Annotated in this window: 13 protein-coding genes and 1 pseudogene; 7 read left to right on the top strand and 7 right to left on the bottom strand. The window is 57.0% G+C overall.

The genetic code is table 11. The features are described 5' to 3' along the window. Positions 1 to 92: 92 nt before the first annotated feature. From FHT77_RS27800 to FHT77_RS27785, 4 genes are all read right to left on the bottom strand, one after another. On the bottom strand, positions 93 to 884 hold the full coding sequence (locus FHT77_RS27800) for an amino acid ABC transporter ATP-binding protein (RefSeq protein WP_183758413.1): 792 nt from the start codon (positions 882 to 884) through the stop codon (positions 93 to 95). After that, entirely contained in the window at positions 881 to 1,549 is a 669-nt protein-coding gene (locus tag FHT77_RS27795; RefSeq protein ID WP_183758411.1) for an amino acid ABC transporter permease, read from the bottom strand. The genes FHT77_RS27800 and FHT77_RS27795 overlap by 4 nt, the downstream gene beginning before the upstream one ends. After that, complete coding sequence (locus FHT77_RS27790) at positions 1,546 to 2,187, bottom strand: amino acid ABC transporter permease (protein WP_183758409.1); 642 nt, start codon at positions 2,185 to 2,187, stop codon at positions 1,546 to 1,548. The genes FHT77_RS27795 and FHT77_RS27790 overlap by 4 nt, the downstream gene beginning before the upstream one ends. A gap of 88 nt (positions 2,188 to 2,275) precedes the next feature. Continuing rightward, positions 2,276 to 3,103 carry a transporter substrate-binding domain-containing protein gene (locus tag FHT77_RS27785; RefSeq protein ID WP_183758407.1) on the bottom strand — a complete coding sequence of 276 codons (828 nt, stop codon included), beginning with the start codon at positions 3,101 to 3,103 and terminating at the stop codon, positions 2,276 to 2,278. Between the two features lie 224 nt (positions 3,104 to 3,327). On the opposite strand from FHT77_RS27785, the gene FHT77_RS27780 reads away from it, so the two are divergent. From FHT77_RS27780 to FHT77_RS27770, 3 genes and pseudogenes are all read left to right on the top strand, one after another. Next, on the top strand, positions 3,328 to 4,062 hold the full coding sequence (locus tag FHT77_RS27780) for a UTRA domain-containing protein (protein ID WP_183758486.1): 735 nt from the start codon (positions 3,328 to 3,330) through the stop codon (positions 4,060 to 4,062). Between the two features lie 31 nt (positions 4,063 to 4,093). Then, positions 4,094 to 4,997: pseudogene (locus FHT77_RS27775) on the top strand (LysR family transcriptional regulator). Positions 4,998 to 5,090: 93 nt separating this feature from the next. Beyond that, the gene (locus tag FHT77_RS27770) at positions 5,091 to 6,443 is read left to right on the top strand and encodes an LLM class flavin-dependent oxidoreductase (RefSeq protein ID WP_183758405.1); all 1,353 of its coding nucleotides are present in this window, start codon (positions 5,091 to 5,093) and stop codon (positions 6,441 to 6,443) included. Positions 6,444 to 6,500: 57 nt separating this feature from the next. Here the strand turns inward: FHT77_RS27770 and speB (FHT77_RS27765) are convergent, their stop codons facing one another. After that, positions 6,501 to 7,472, bottom strand: a complete 972-nt coding sequence (gene speB, locus FHT77_RS27765) for an agmatinase (RefSeq protein WP_183758403.1) — start codon at positions 7,470 to 7,472, stop codon at positions 6,501 to 6,503. A gap of 206 nt (positions 7,473 to 7,678) precedes the next feature. Between speB (FHT77_RS27765) and speB (FHT77_RS27760) the strand changes: the two genes are divergently transcribed. Together speB (FHT77_RS27760) and FHT77_RS27755 are read left to right on the top strand one after the other, a co-directional pair. Further along, positions 7,679 to 8,725 carry an agmatinase gene (gene speB / locus FHT77_RS27760; RefSeq protein WP_183758401.1) on the top strand — a complete coding sequence of 349 codons (1,047 nt, stop codon included), beginning with the start codon at positions 7,679 to 7,681 and terminating at the stop codon, positions 8,723 to 8,725. A gap of 483 nt (positions 8,726 to 9,208) precedes the next feature. Then, positions 9,209 to 10,150: a polyphosphate kinase 2 family protein gene (locus tag FHT77_RS27755; RefSeq protein ID WP_246712782.1), complete on the top strand. Its 942-nt coding sequence runs from the start codon at positions 9,209 to 9,211 to the stop codon at positions 10,148 to 10,150. 237 nt (positions 10,151 to 10,387) lie between these two features. Here FHT77_RS27755 and FHT77_RS27750 read toward each other — a convergent pair whose 3' ends face one another. After that, complete coding sequence (locus FHT77_RS27750; RefSeq protein ID WP_183758397.1) at positions 10,388 to 10,636, bottom strand: SPW repeat protein; 249 nt, start codon at positions 10,634 to 10,636, stop codon at positions 10,388 to 10,390. Positions 10,637 to 11,126: 490 nt separating this feature from the next. Here FHT77_RS27750 and gatC point away from each other — a divergent pair, with 490 nt between their 5' ends. Both gatC and FHT77_RS27735 read left to right on the top strand, forming a co-directional pair. Beyond that, on the top strand, positions 11,127 to 11,414 hold the full coding sequence (gatC, locus tag FHT77_RS27740; RefSeq protein ID WP_183758393.1) for an Asp-tRNA(Asn)/Glu-tRNA(Gln) amidotransferase subunit GatC: 288 nt from the start codon (positions 11,127 to 11,129) through the stop codon (positions 11,412 to 11,414). Between the two features lie 457 nt (positions 11,415 to 11,871). Further along, positions 11,872 to 12,426 carry an SOS response-associated peptidase family protein gene (locus FHT77_RS27735; protein ID WP_312859783.1) on the top strand — a complete coding sequence of 185 codons (555 nt, stop codon included), beginning with the start codon at positions 11,872 to 11,874 and terminating at the stop codon, positions 12,424 to 12,426. A gap of 301 nt (positions 12,427 to 12,727) precedes the next feature. Here FHT77_RS27735 and FHT77_RS27730 read toward each other — a convergent pair whose 3' ends face one another. Continuing rightward, positions 12,728 to 13,510 (bottom strand): alpha/beta fold hydrolase, encoded by a 783-nt coding sequence (locus FHT77_RS27730; RefSeq protein WP_183758390.1) that lies wholly within the window; start codon positions 13,508 to 13,510, stop codon positions 12,728 to 12,730. Between the last annotated feature and the right edge of the window lie 10 nt (positions 13,511 to 13,520).

Raw genomic sequence — 13,520 nt, 5'->3', positions numbered from 1 at the left:
GTTTTCTTACCAGCCCACTTTTGGCCGTCGTCGATCTAGAACCTGTCACGGCATGAGGACCTCTCCCATGGCGGCGGATGGTACCGCTCTCCTCACAGCAACATGGACGCTCCACGATCGAGATAGGTGTCGAGGAACTGCTCAAGACGTGCATTTCTGGGCTTTCTGAAGACCTCTTGTGGAGGGCCCGTAAAGACGATTCTTCCATGGTCGAGGAATGCGATCTGTTGCCCGACGGTGGCCGCAAAGCCGATTTCGTGCGACACGACGACCATTGTCATGCCTTCGGCGGCGAGATCGCGCATGACGTTCAGCACTTCGCCGGTCAACTCTGGGTCCAGGGATGACGTCGGCTCGTCGAAAAGCATGATCTTCGGCTTGAGGGCGAGCGCCCGGGCGATCGCCACCCGCTGTTGCTGTCCACCGGAAAGCTGCGATGGATAGTGACCCGCCCGGCTTTCAAGCCCGACCTTCACAAGCTGCGCCATGGCGCGCTCCTCAGCATCCTTACGGCTCATCTTGTGAACGGTCTTCAGCGCCTCGCTCACGTTTCCTAGCGCTGTCATGTGTGGCCAGAGATTGAACTGCTGAAAGACCATGCCGATCTGAGCGCGAATTGCACGGTTGGCAGCAGGTGGAACGCGCTCCCGTATCCCCGTGGCACTTTCGGTGAAACCGAGAACCTCGCCATTGATTGTGATGGTTCCAGACGTTGCTTCTTCAAGAAAGGCCATGCAGCGAAGGAGCGTGCTCTTGCCAGAGCCTGAGGGGCCGATCAGGCAGGAGACCTGGCCGTGCGGGATCTGGAGGTCGACATTCTGGAGGACTGTCGTATCCCCAAACTTCTTGACGAGATTTTTGACTGCGATCGCGGGGAGGCTCATGCGTTGAAAAACCTGAATCTGGTGAGTTTCGTTTCTACGAGACGGCCAAGTCGACCGGTGATCTCAACGAGCACCCAATAGAAGAGTGCGAGCGCCGATAGAGCTTCGACGAAGGCATACTGCTGTGCGCCAATCGCACTCAGCGTCGCCGTCAGCTCTGGAACGGTGATAATCGAAAGAACGGCCGTTTCTTTCATCAGAAGGACTGCCATGTTTAACGACGGAGGCAGCACGAGCATGGTCATCTCGGGCAACAGGATGCGCCGGATGATCTGCCCCTGGGTTAGGCCCACGCACTGGCCCGCCTCGATATGACCTTTGGGAACGGCAAGGAAACCTGATCGAAAGATCTCGCTGTAGTAGGCGGCGCCGTAAATCGAGATGCCAATCAGACCCGCTGGCAGAGGATCGAGTGACAGGCCAATGAACGGACCGCCATAATAGACGAGGAAGATCTGGATAAGGAACGGGGTACCGCGCAGTACGGCAATGATCAGGCCAAGCGCCTTGTTGAGCATCGCGCCACCGAACTGCCGACCGACAGCGACGAAAAATCCGACGATTGTGGCAGCGATCGTCCCGACGATCCAGATCAGAATCGTGACGCCGGCGCCACTTGTGATCGCCGGCAACTGGTCAAGGATGACGTTAATGTCGAACGTCATCGCGGCACTCCCGGAAGAGAGCGCTCGATAAGATCACCAGCAAGCGCCACGATCCAGTTGATGACGAGATAAATAAGGCCCGCGGCCGCAAATATCTGCAGCGGCAGGAAGGTGCTGCCGGCGAGATCCTGCGCCATGCGGGTCAGTTCGATGACGCCAACGACGGAAACGAGCGACGACGCCTTGAGGATGAGGATTGCCTCGTTGACGAGCGCCGGAAAGGTCAGCCTCAGTGCGATAGGTGCCTTGATGCGCCGGAAGATCTGACCCGGCGTCAGTCCCACCATTTCAGCGGATTCCACGAGACCGATCGGGACGCTGGCGAATCCGCCGCGCATGTTTTCCGCCTGGTAGGCCGCCGTGCAAAGCGACAGACCTACGATCGCAGCAACGATGCTCGGCACGTTCAGTCCGATCGCAGGCAACATGTTGTAGATCAGCAGCAATTGCACAAGCAGCGGCACACCGCGGAAGAAGCTGATGAAGATTTGTGCAGGAACGACGAACAGGGCCTTCTTCGACAGCAGCATGCCGGAAAGAACGATCGCTATGGCGAAGCCAATCAAGATGGAGACGACGCTTATCAGCACTGTATAGATCGACGCGTAGAGAAGCAGTTCAAAGAGTTTGATGGACATATCCGGCTTTGCCCGCCTGGCTGTCATGAAGGCACGATGGCGTCGTTGATTGCGCGCTCGTGCGACGCAATCAACGATCGGCCTGCTATTAGAATGCTGGGTCTTTTACTGCATCGGGCGTATCGAACGTCGCACCAAACCACTTCTTCTGCAGCTCTGCCATACGACCATCAGCCTTGATCTTCAGCAGTGCCCCATCGATAGCGTCCATCAGCGTCGCGTGATCAGCATCCTTGAGGCCAATGAAGCCGAAGTAGGACTTCTTACCAAAAGGCGGCAACACGACTTCAAACGTTCCCTCGCGCTGCTTGGCGACGAAGGCGATGTTCGGGAGCGAATTGGCGACACCGGCAATACGGCCGGCTGCGAGATCCGCATAGGATTCAGTGAAAGCCGGATATTCGCGAACATCCACCTTGGAAGGCAGCGTTGCCGAGAATTCCTTCAGCTGATCGAGCTGCGAGGTGGCCTTTCCGACGCCAATCGTCTTACCGGCAATATCATCCGGCTTGCTGATGGTCGTGTCGCCTGCCTTCTTCAGAATCGCGATGGTCGCTTCGGCAATCGGCGGCGTGAAGCGGTAACGCTCCATGCGCTTTTTAGTGATCGTTGCGGGACCGGCCACGACGTCGAACTTGCCCGCTTCGAGGGCCGGGAAAACGCCATCCCAAGGAAGCGCGACCCACTCAATCTTGACACCCAGCTCCTTGCCGATCTCGGTAAAAAGATCAACGTTCAGGCCGGCATGTTCGCCGGCATCGATAAAATCAAACGGCGCAAAGGCGGTTTCAGTGCCGACCTTCAGCGTGCCGGCTGCCTTGACGGCAGCGAGCGTATCGGCGGCTTGCGCCGACAGGGTCGCCGCAACCAAAAAGGCAGCGCCAACGAGGCCCTTTAGCAGTGAACGTGCGATCATGATTGCTATCTCTCCAGTTTCCGCACCCCCAGGATGCGTTCGAGTTCCCGATTTCAGTTCCGTATGCGGACTTCTTTGATCCGCTTTTGACTATACAAATAGATATGCGCTAGCCTAGAGTGTCAACGTCAAAGTCGACGAACGCAATTTTTATGCCGACCGGCGGCTTGTGGGCGCGAATTTGGCGTTTGCATCGTTTGCCGGCGGCGTGATGAGGTCGCGTGTTGGAGCCAATTTATCTTAGGATATTTAACGATATCGAGGCGAAGATCCTGGCTGGGGATTGGCGTCCGGGCCATCGGATCCCAAGAGAGCATGATCTTGTCGATGACTACGGCTGTTCGCGGATGACGGTGAGCAAAGCGCTGGCCGCGCTCGTCGACCGTGGACTTGTCGTCCGCAAGCGAAAAACAGGATCATTCGTCGCCTCGCCGCAGATCGACCGTACGGTCATGGATATCCAAGATATCGGGACCGAGGCGAGCTTGGCAGGCTATGAGCACCGCTACAAGATCCTAGCGCGAAAGATCGAGACCCTGGACTCGGTCGAGGCTGCACAGTTGGACAGCACATCGGGAGCCGAGGTTCTCAGAATCCAATGTCTGCATATCGTTGATGGGAAGCCCACGGCAGTCGAGCGTCGCATCATTCTGCTGGATACGGTGCCGCTCGCAAGAATCGAGAGTTTTGCTGCTGCGCCTCCGGCAGAATGGCTCCTCTCCCAAGTGCCATGGTCTAAGGCAAAGCATGTGATACGGGCGGTCCCGGCCGATGCTGCGACGGCGCGCATTCTTGAAATCGATCGCGGCGAACCCTGCTTGAACCTCATTCGTCAGACCTGGCAGAATGATCGCCTCGTGACGTACGTCGAAATCACGCATCCCGGCGATCGCTTTCAATTTGCCGGAATCTTTCATCCAGCCAAAAACCCTCGTCATGTCGACAGCCACACTGGGTAGGGTACATTGAGCGACGAACAGATTCCGTGGAATTCCGCTAAAAGGTCTGCAAGCATTCGAAGCGGTCGGGCGCTGCGGGAGCGTGATGGGGGCTGCCGCGGAACTGAACGTGTCTCCGGGCGCCATCACCAGCAGATGCGCAAAGTAGAGGGCTTTCTTGGCATCACCCTTGTGGAGCGGAGCGGACAGACAGTGGAGGTGACGCAGTGGGGCCGTCCCTATCACCGCGAGATATCGAAGGGCTTTGAGCAATTTGCGTTCGCCGACCAAGTGCTGGAACGGGCGCGAAACGAAAATGCGCTCGTGCTTAGCGCACTCTCCTCAGGCGTCAGCAAATGGATCGGTAGGCGCATTTTTGACTGCCAAGTTCTGCGTTCCAGACCCACACGTCAGCCTGACCAGCCGCGATAGGGAGCCGCGAATGGACTTCGACGAAGTTAATTTCCGAGTTAGTTACGGATCGGGTGTACTACAGCACGATCATTACGCCGACATGTTTCGCGATGGATGGTGTCCGCCTGCTCCCCTTCTCCGACCACTGGAAGGAATTTGACCGCCGCTGATCTGCTGTCCTCTCCGCTGCTGCATGTCGAATGGGAGCGACATTTCACCCCCTACCCGAGCTTTGCGGAGCTGCGAAAATCGCGCGAGCTTCAAAGGTTCGCCCTCCGGCCTGCCGTTCACCTTATCGAGCAGCGAGATCGACGCCGCTGTCAATAAGCGCTGCATCCTGCTCGCCCAGATGTCGATGATTCGCCGATGAACCGGAGGCAAAGACATTATCCCCGGTCGATCTCAGGATGCCGTTGCTCGAGTGCTACTTCCTCGCGTGGGACTGTTGCGCACTGCAAAAGCCTTACGGTTCGGAGTTTCGCGATTGGCTTATTGCGATATCGCGGCGGCAGGCGCAAATCTCCGCACCTACGACCCTTTAAAAAACTAAAGCGGAAGTAGGCCTTGCGATATTGATGAAAAAGGTCGCGTAGAGTTACCTTGAGCAATCACAGATGAGCTCGCGGGAGAATGGCATGGCGCGTTCTGACAGGATGAAACTGGGCACCTTCGTCTACACGTTCGGCTTCCATCCGGCCTCATGGCTGCATCCGGCAAGCGATGTTCACGGCGCCAACGATTTCAGTCATCTGCTCGATGTCGCCAGACGGTCGGAAGCAGCAAAGCTCGATTTCATGTTCATGGCAGACTCGCCTGCCGCTGCTGTCGGCGACCCCGATGCTCTCTCGCGCATTCCGACGAAGATGAACCGTTTCGAGCCTTTGTCGCTGCTGTCCGCCCTGTCGGTGACAACAGAGAAGCTTGGCCTCGTCGCCACGGTATCAACCAGCTATTACGAGCCCTACAACGTCGCCCGACTGTTTGCCTCAATCGACCATCTGAGCCACGGGCGAGCGTGCTGGAATGTCGTCACTTCAGACCACGACGAGACGGGCTACAATTTCAACCGCGAGGGGCTTGACCCACATGCACTGCGTTATGAGCGTGGCAACGAGTTCGTGGACGTCGTCTTTGGTCTCTGGGACAGCTTCGAGGAAGGAGCGTTGCTGCTCGATCGCGAGAGCGGCGTCTACTACGACAAGACAAAGCACCACACGCTCAATCACAAGGGCAAGCACTTCCAGGTCCGCGGACCGCTGAACATCGCCCGATCGCCACAAGGCCGGCCGGTCATTGCGCAGGCCGGCGGCTCGGAAGCTGGCATGGACATGGCAGCGCGTACAGCCGAGATCGTCTTTAGCCTCGCCTCGAACATTGAGCGAAACCGTGCATTCTACGCAAACGTCAAGCAACGTATGCCGGCCTTCGGACGCAATCCTGATGATCTAAAGATTATGCCGGGCGTTGTCCTGAATGTCGGCGAAACGGAAGCCGAGGCCCAGGCCAAGGTCAACTACCTCATCGACAAGATGCACCCCGAGGTCGGTCGCTTGATGCTTTCCGAGTTCCTGGAGGCCGACTTGCGCGGTGTCCCGTTTGACAGGCCGTTCCCGTTGGATCGATTGCCAACGGAACCCAAGGGATCGCGCGCGCTGTTCGAAGAGCTTACCGAATTCGTGAAGAGTGGCCGGACGGTTGGCGAGTTGGTGCGTCACTACGCTGAGAAGCATACCGGCAACGGCATTACTGGCACACCGGCACAGATTGCCGACTTCATGGAAGAGTGGTTCGAGACCCGTGCAGCGGATGGCTTCATTTTAATGTTCCCGACACTGCCGTCGAGCCTCGACGATTTCGTCAAGCTTGTGCTGCCGATATTGCGGAGCCGCGGCCTCTTCCGCGAAGAATATGAGGGCAAAACGCTGCGGGAAAACCTCGGACTTTCCATGCCGGAAAACCGCTTTGCGAAGGCACGAGCCGCTCGCTAAGAGCAGACGACCGCTATCAGACGAGGCCTTCATCCACCCTTGACGAAGGCCATGCGATCAGGCGCTTGCGCCGTTGCGCCGATCCGCGACCTGTCTGGCAATTACACAGAGAAGTTCGAACATCATCGTGGCGCCCGCAAGCGCCGTCATGCCGGCAAGGTCAAATGGCGGCGAGACTTCCACGACGTCGGCGCCCACGATCTGTACATCTGAAAGCAGACGGATCATTTGCTGCGCCTCGCGGGTCGTGAAGCCGCCTGCTTCCGGCGTTCCGGTTCCGGGTGCCATCGATGGATCAATGCTGTCGATGTCAAAGCTAACGTAGGTCGGCAGCCCCCCTGCAATATCTCGCGCCTCCCGCATCACGTCCTTCGCTCCGCGGTCAACAAACTCTTCCATATAGATGATCCGGATGCCCTGCTCTCTCGCCCAGTCGTGCTCGCCCGGATCGTAAATCGAGCCGCGAATTCCAATTTGGACGATCCGTTTCGGGTCGAGTAGGCCCTCTTCGATCGCTCGACGGAATGGCGTTCCGTGCGTGTAGGGATTATCACCAAAATAGCGATCGTTGGTATCTGAATGTGCGTCGAAATGGACCAGTCCGATCGGCCTATCTTTGACAATGGCGCGGAGTACGGGCAGGGTTGTCAAATGGTCGCCTCCGACCGACAGCGGAATGGCACCGGCAGCGACAATCGTATCCATTCCCTTTTTTATACGATCGAGGCCGTCGACAAGATCGATCGGGTTGACGGAAAGATCGCCGACGTCAGCAATATTCGCGATGCTGAATGGCTCGGTGCCCGAAACATGGTGTACACGCCGCATCAGGCTCGACTGATTGCGAACCTCCCGCGGCCCATGCCTAGCGCCCGCCCTATTCGTCGTTCCGCCGTCCCAGGGAATGCCGACAAGCGCGATATCAAGTCCAGTCGCCGTCTGCACGGCGGGCAGACGCATGAAAGTTGAATGCCCGGCAAAGCGCGGAACCTCGGCAGCGGAAACTGGTTGAAAGAAACTGCCGGTCATCGTCCAATCCTTTGCTCATGATGATGCCGCAATCTGCGAGCCCGCCGCTTCTCACGCAAGCCCAAATTCTTCCAATGCGCGATCAGGAATCCCGGCACGTCGAGATAGCGGATGTGGATTCAACCCCGACGACAGCAAAAGAAGTTGTCATCGGTCGCGACGCGCTTCAAACCTATGAAGCAGGACGCGCAAGAAGGGGACAAACGATGGTTGAGTTGAAAAAGCATCTCGAAGATCTGCGCCGGAAGTTTGCCGATAGTACCGAGTTCTTCGATCCGCGCTTTCTAAGGGTAGCGGATAAGATCTTCAAGGGCGGCACACGGGCGGCTCCTTATTCGGGGATCTCGACCTTCGCAACACTTCCCTACAGGGAGGTAGATTTCGCTGCCCCCGACTTTGGGGACCTGCAGGTGGTCGCGATCGGCATGCCGATGGACCTCGGGGTCACAAACCGCCCTGGCTCGCGATTCGGGCCCAGGGCCGTTCGCGCCGTCGAGCGTATCGGCCCTTATAATCACGTCCTGGAATGCGCCCCAGCTTACGACTTGCGCATCGCCGATATTGGCGACGTGCCATTCCAGAGCCGCTACCGGCTGGAACAATGCCATCAAGATATCGAGGCAATGATCGGCAAGGTCATCGCGTCAGGTGTCATTCCGGTTTCCGTCGGCGGCGACCATTCGATCACTCATCCGATCCTCAAGGCCGTCGGCGCTAGTGAACCAGTCGGCCTCATCCATATCGACGCCCATTGTGACACCGGGGGTCCGTTCGACCAAACGAAGTTCCACCATGGTGGCCCGATGCGCAACGCAGTGCTAGATGGCGTCCTCGATCCTACTAGAACTATTCAGATCGGCATCCGTGGGTCCGCCGAATACCTCTGGGAGTTCTCCTACGAGTCCGGCATGACTGTCATTCATGCCGAGAAAATCTCAGCGATGGGCATTCCGGCGATCGTGGAGAAAGCCCGCCAAGTCGTCGGTGACGGCCCTGCCTACCTCTCCTTCGATATCGATAGCCTCGACCCTGCCTTTGCCCCTGGCACAGGAACGCCCGAAATCGGTGGCCTCACCAGCCGCGAGGCCTTGGAGCTATTGCGCGGACTAAAGGGCCTGAATCTCGTTGGCGCCGATGTCGTGGAGGTAGCGCCGCAATACGACAGCACGACGAATACGGCGCACGCTGCCGCCCAGGTTCTTTTCGAGATTTTTAGTCTACTGGTATTCAGCCCAGCAGCATCATCGGGCTAGGTGCGTCGGCTTCAGGCTTCACTGACGGACGCCGGAGACCTTTCTCCAGCCCTCAACCCGTCACGGAAACACGGCCCGCACTCTTACTCTAAAGCCGCCATGCCACCGCCAGCACCCTCGAACCCAAAAGCCTCGTATCCAACGACATTGTAGCCCTCCGCGACGGAGCGACCGAAAGACAGCGCCGCCCTGGCTGCCGACCAGCCGAGGGGTACGGGGATCGCGCAGACGACAGAATCGGATGTTTCAGCTGGTTCGTGTCGGGGGCTCCGGGGTGCTTACTCATCTCACGCCATTCGCGCGGCATGGGCTATATTGCGGTATTTTTATTGTTACCGCTGTGGATTGGGTTGATACAGCTCTAGGCAGGGAGCAGCGATCATATTTGGACGTCCCATCACGGGGTCGGCATACAAGGATTCATAGTCAGGAGACACAAGGCCGCGCTTATCCCAAACAGGACATGTCATGGAGGAGCATGAGATGAAACTTGATCTGGACTTCGATAAGAAACGTGAGATCCCCGTCGGCGACAGTGGCCGTGTACGCTTTCGCTTCCGGGACATAGCAGTGGAGCCTGGAAAGGCCGTTTCGCTAAAGAAGGATTTCGATCCGGATTTCACCGGCGGCTATGATGACAAAGAGGGGGCGCTCGAGAAGGTGGCGGCAAACGTCGAGCGACTGTCCGCGATGCAGGAAATCCTCTATGCTCAGGATAACTACGCTCTGTTGATCATCTTTCAGGCTATGGATGCGGCAGGTAAGGATGGCGCGATTCGCCATGTGATGTCCGGAATCAATCCGCAGGGCTGCCAGGTTACCAGCTTCAAGGCGCCGTCAGCGGAAGATCTGGATTATGGCTACCTTTGGCGTGCATCAAAAGCGGTGCCTGGTCGCGGCATGATCGGTATCTTCAACCGATCATATTACGAGGACGTTTTGGTTGTCAGAGTTCATCCGGAACTGCTTGAAAAGCAGAAGCTCCCGCCGAGCGCTCACAAAGCAGATATCTTTCAGAAGCGCTTCAAGGAGATAAATAATTTCGAAAAATACCTCCGGCAAAACGGCACAATCGTTTTGAAGTTCTTTCTTAATGTCTCCAAGAACGAGCAGAAAAAACGCTTCCTGGCACGGATAGAGGAGCCAGAAAAGAACTGGAAGTTTTCACCGGCAGATTATGCAGAGCGAAAATACTGGGACAGCTACCAAACGGCATTCGAGGATATGCTGGAGAATACCAGCACCGAGTGGGCTCCTTGGTTCGTCATTCCCGCCGACAACAAATGGTTCGCGCGATTGGCAGTATCGGAGGTGATCTCGGCAGCTTTCGAGAGGCTAGATCTTCGGATGCCGGAGGTTAGCAAAGCACGAAAAAATGAGCTGATGCAGATTAGAAGACAGCTTCTCGATGAGGAGGACGAGTAGAGCCAAGGTCCGCAATCCGCTCAAGGCAACGTCCCTCCTAATGTAGCGCGCTGGAACGCGTTCGCGCGAAAGCCCCGCGTCGTGGTGATAGCGGAGGCGACGATCACGGCGCCTACAATGCAATGAACGCCGTCGTCAGGGAGGCAGTGTTTTACGCCACGGTTGGTGCTGCGGTGCACTGTTATCTTGAAGAGCATGAGATTGACTGGAAGGACGAATGTAACTCATGACACACAGTCATGCGTAGCCTCCTTCAGAAGAAGCTCGGCAACGGCTATGCACCCCGTCGGTGGACAACATTTCAGCCCCCGCATAGAGACCGCCGGAGCGGATTGCCTGGCGTTGATGCAGACATGGCCCACGAGGTCTTGGGGAAGTCCGGGAACCGACCGGGACCACATGGGTCCACATCGCGTTCATGTTCGCCGCAAATTGAAGCATCCAGGGCGATACGGTCAGCCAGGAAAGGACACGGCTCAAACACACAGCCTACCGCGCCTCCAAGCCTAAAAGCGGCCGCCGGAACAGTTATGAAGAGCGAAAGCTGGCACGAGCCATCAGATGAATGCACTTTTTCGATGGGAATTGAATTTCCGGTCCAAATATCTTGAGGGGCCGCCTGATATAAATGCGCCGTCGGAAAGGCGGAAAATGGTCGGCCCGCGCGGCCTCGGTCAAGGAGCGCCGAAAGACGGCGCTTCCAGCATTGCCAGCCCTGTGCCAGCGACTGACGGCAGACGAGCTGGTCTTTGAGAAGACCGGCTCAAGTGCTGCTTTGGAGAAGTTTCGCAAATCTCAGTGCAGCCTTCAATACGGCGCCATTAGTACGGCCCGATCAGGCGCTGATGCGTAAAGCGAACCGACCGCAGCGGGCCCTCGAGATGGACTTGCCAGATTTCCTTTAAGCAGTCAGTGTTAGCGGCAGAAGGCTCAGATCGGCAAAAGGCGACGGAAGCCATCAAATCGGACGCAACCTATGTCGATAGATATCGCGACCATTAGACGTATTGCCCACCTTGCCCGTCTCGCTTTCAGCGAAGACGAGGCTGAAATAATGAGTGGCGAGCTGAACGAAATTCTGACCTTCGTCGAGCAGCTTTTGGAGGTTGATGTCGAACGAATCCCTCCGATGACCTCGGTTGTGCCAACAGCCATGAAAATGCGCCAGGATGTGGTGACCGAAGGCAATCATGCCGAAGAGATCGTGGCGAATGCACCTCTCAGTGAACGCAACTACTTCCTTGTCCCCAAGGTTCTCGATTAAGCAGAGACAGCCTCGGGCCTTGAAGAAATTCACGGCCTGCGATTGCCGCCGCACGATGCGCCCCTTTGCGTGGCGCGTGTGAGGGGCTTGAGATTTCCGGCCCACATCTGATGCCTCGAAAACTTGCCGATCTCGTTTGTGATCGAATGATGTGTCATCGCGAAGGCCCTCCCGTTTTGCACCGCAATAGCCGGTGCGGTAAGCCCCCTTCAGCAGCCAGATGACATATGACTTGCTGACTGCGAACCGTGGAGCTAAGCTTCCTATTCATAAACACTCCAATTGCCGCTGGCGTTAAAGGTGAGGGTCAGTAGCATCAAAGCTTGAAAGCTTAAGCATCAGCGCAGTCGATGGCCCCGTTCCATGGCGATGTTCTGAACGGTTCCCGAACACCTAGGCCTTGCCAATGTGCAACGAGTATGAACAGCGCGCCAGCTACGCCGAATACTGCAAGGTCATGCAGGATCTCGCGCTTGGCATGCCGACAAACCAAACGGAACTGGACATGCCGCCGGCTGACCACATCAAGGTCGGCGACATGGCCCCGGTCATCCGACCTGCGGGCGACAATATTGTTGAGCTAGCGCAGATGAAGTTCGGCTTTCCGCCCATCGGCAAGCGCGGCCCGGTATTCAACGTTCGATCGCAAGGAAGACATTTCAGCGATTGCCATCGCTGCCTTGTACCAGCCAGCGCCTTCTTCGAGCCTACCAAGAAAAAAGATCAAAAGATCAAACATCGGTTGACGTTCGTTGACGCGACGCTCATGGCGATCGCTGCGATATGGCGACCCAGCCGGAAAGGCCAGCCCTCGGCGTTCGCGATGTTGACAACGGAGCCGGGATCGGACGTGGAGCCTTTTCATAATCGTCAGCTCGTTGTCCTTCGACCGAGGGATTGGAAAGCGTGGATCGACCTTGACAAGCCTGAGGAAGAGTTGTTGCGCCCGCTGCCGGGAGGCTCGCTGAAAGTGGAGACCGCCCGCGGGAACGGTCCAATTGGCAAGCTCTAACTCCGAATTCCAGCGGTGGGCAGAACCCATTCATGTTACCGTCCCCCGGATGCTGTTTTATGCATTGCCCGCTTAACTCATCCTGATATGGGAAGAACGTTCTGCCGCAGTAGGCGCCCTCTCATAGAGGATGCGTCAGCGAACAGATCGAAGCGACCGAACATCGACGCCTGATCCATGAAGGTCTGGACTAGACTCGAACCTATAACCTTTTCGAACAGGTGTTAACTCAGTAAAAATTTCGGCGCCTCACCTTCACCGGGCACGCCTCGCCGACGTGGAACCCAACACCGGGCGAGCTTCAAATACGTTGCATATCTGTGGCCATCCGAATGATTGCGTCAGGAAAGGAGCGATGTGGCTCATGCCCACACCCTTCAAACCAGAACGTCCCTCCCGAGGCAACAATCCGCTGGATGTCGGCAAGCTGCCTTGGCGATGCGAAAGCATCTTCAGTTCCCTGGACCGCAAGAACCGGACATCGGATTTTCGACAGACACCATCTGATATCGAACCTTTGGGCAAATCCCTCGCTTGTCCAGAGGTCATGCCATCGACGAAAGATCGGCTCGGGCCTATGATGGTGGCACGAAAGGGCCCTCTTCAGCGCTCCTTCTTCCCACGCCAGACCGACGCCACGTACTGCCTTTTGCGTCTCCGGCTCGACATAAAGATGCGGTGCTTCCGCTAAGACTGCCCGAATCCTATCCCCATGCAGAGCTGCGGCAAGTAGAGCTATCGTGGCACCATCACTATGGCCAAGAAGGTATGCTTGACGGATGCCTATCGCATCAAGAACTCCGGGAAGCCGACGCGCCTCCACTGCCAGATAATCAACGTTATTTGGACCTTGAAGCGGTGATGATCTACCATATCCTTCGCGAGAATAGGCGACGACACCGAGGCCGGTTTCAAGAGCGAGTTGCTCAGGAAATCTCCGCCATGTCGAGACGCTTCCTAGTCCCTCATGGAGTAATACGATCTGCGGTTGAGGCGGCATGGGTCCCCAGCGCGTCACTTCAATGTGAAGGCCCATCTCGAGGCGGAGCATCATGCTGCTCGCCTCAAACTTGCCAATGCTCATGGATCCGTTA

It is taken from the genome of Rhizobium sp. BK181, assembly GCF_014193305.1.
GTDB lineage: Bacteria > Pseudomonadota > Alphaproteobacteria > Rhizobiales > Rhizobiaceae > Rhizobium.
The sequence above is the reverse complement of the archived record's forward strand: the minus strand, read 5'-3'. Positions and strand labels throughout refer to the sequence as shown.

Coding starts and splice junctions, on each gene's coding strand:
- FHT77_RS27800 (WP_183758413.1), bottom strand. CDS start 884: ATGAGCCTCCCCGCGATCGCAGTCAAAAATCTCGTCAAGAAGTTTGGG.
- FHT77_RS27795 (WP_183758411.1), bottom strand. CDS start 1,549: ATGACGTTCGACATTAACGTCATCCTTGACCAGTTGCCGGCGATCACA.
- FHT77_RS27790 (WP_183758409.1), bottom strand. CDS start 2,187: ATGTCCATCAAACTCTTTGAACTGCTTCTCTACGCGTCGATCTATACA.
- FHT77_RS27785 (WP_183758407.1), bottom strand. CDS start 3,103: ATGATCGCACGTTCACTGCTAAAGGGCCTCGTTGGCGCTGCCTTTTTG.
- FHT77_RS27770 (WP_183758405.1), top strand. CDS start 5,091: ATGGCGCGTTCTGACAGGATGAAACTGGGCACCTTCGTCTACACGTTC.
- speB (WP_183758403.1), bottom strand. CDS start 7,472: ATGACCGGCAGTTTCTTTCAACCAGTTTCCGCTGCCGAGGTTCCGCGC.
- speB (WP_183758401.1), top strand. CDS start 7,679: ATGGTTGAGTTGAAAAAGCATCTCGAAGATCTGCGCCGGAAGTTTGCC.
- FHT77_RS27755 (WP_246712782.1), top strand. CDS start 9,209: ATGAAACTTGATCTGGACTTCGATAAGAAACGTGAGATCCCCGTCGGC.
- gatC (WP_183758393.1), top strand. CDS start 11,127: ATGTCGATAGATATCGCGACCATTAGACGTATTGCCCACCTTGCCCGT.
- FHT77_RS27735 (WP_312859783.1), top strand. CDS start 11,872: ATGCAGGATCTCGCGCTTGGCATGCCGACAAACCAAACGGAACTGGAC.
- FHT77_RS27730 (WP_183758390.1), bottom strand. CDS start 13,510: ATGAGCATTGGCAAGTTTGAGGCGAGCAGCATGATGCTCCGCCTCGAG.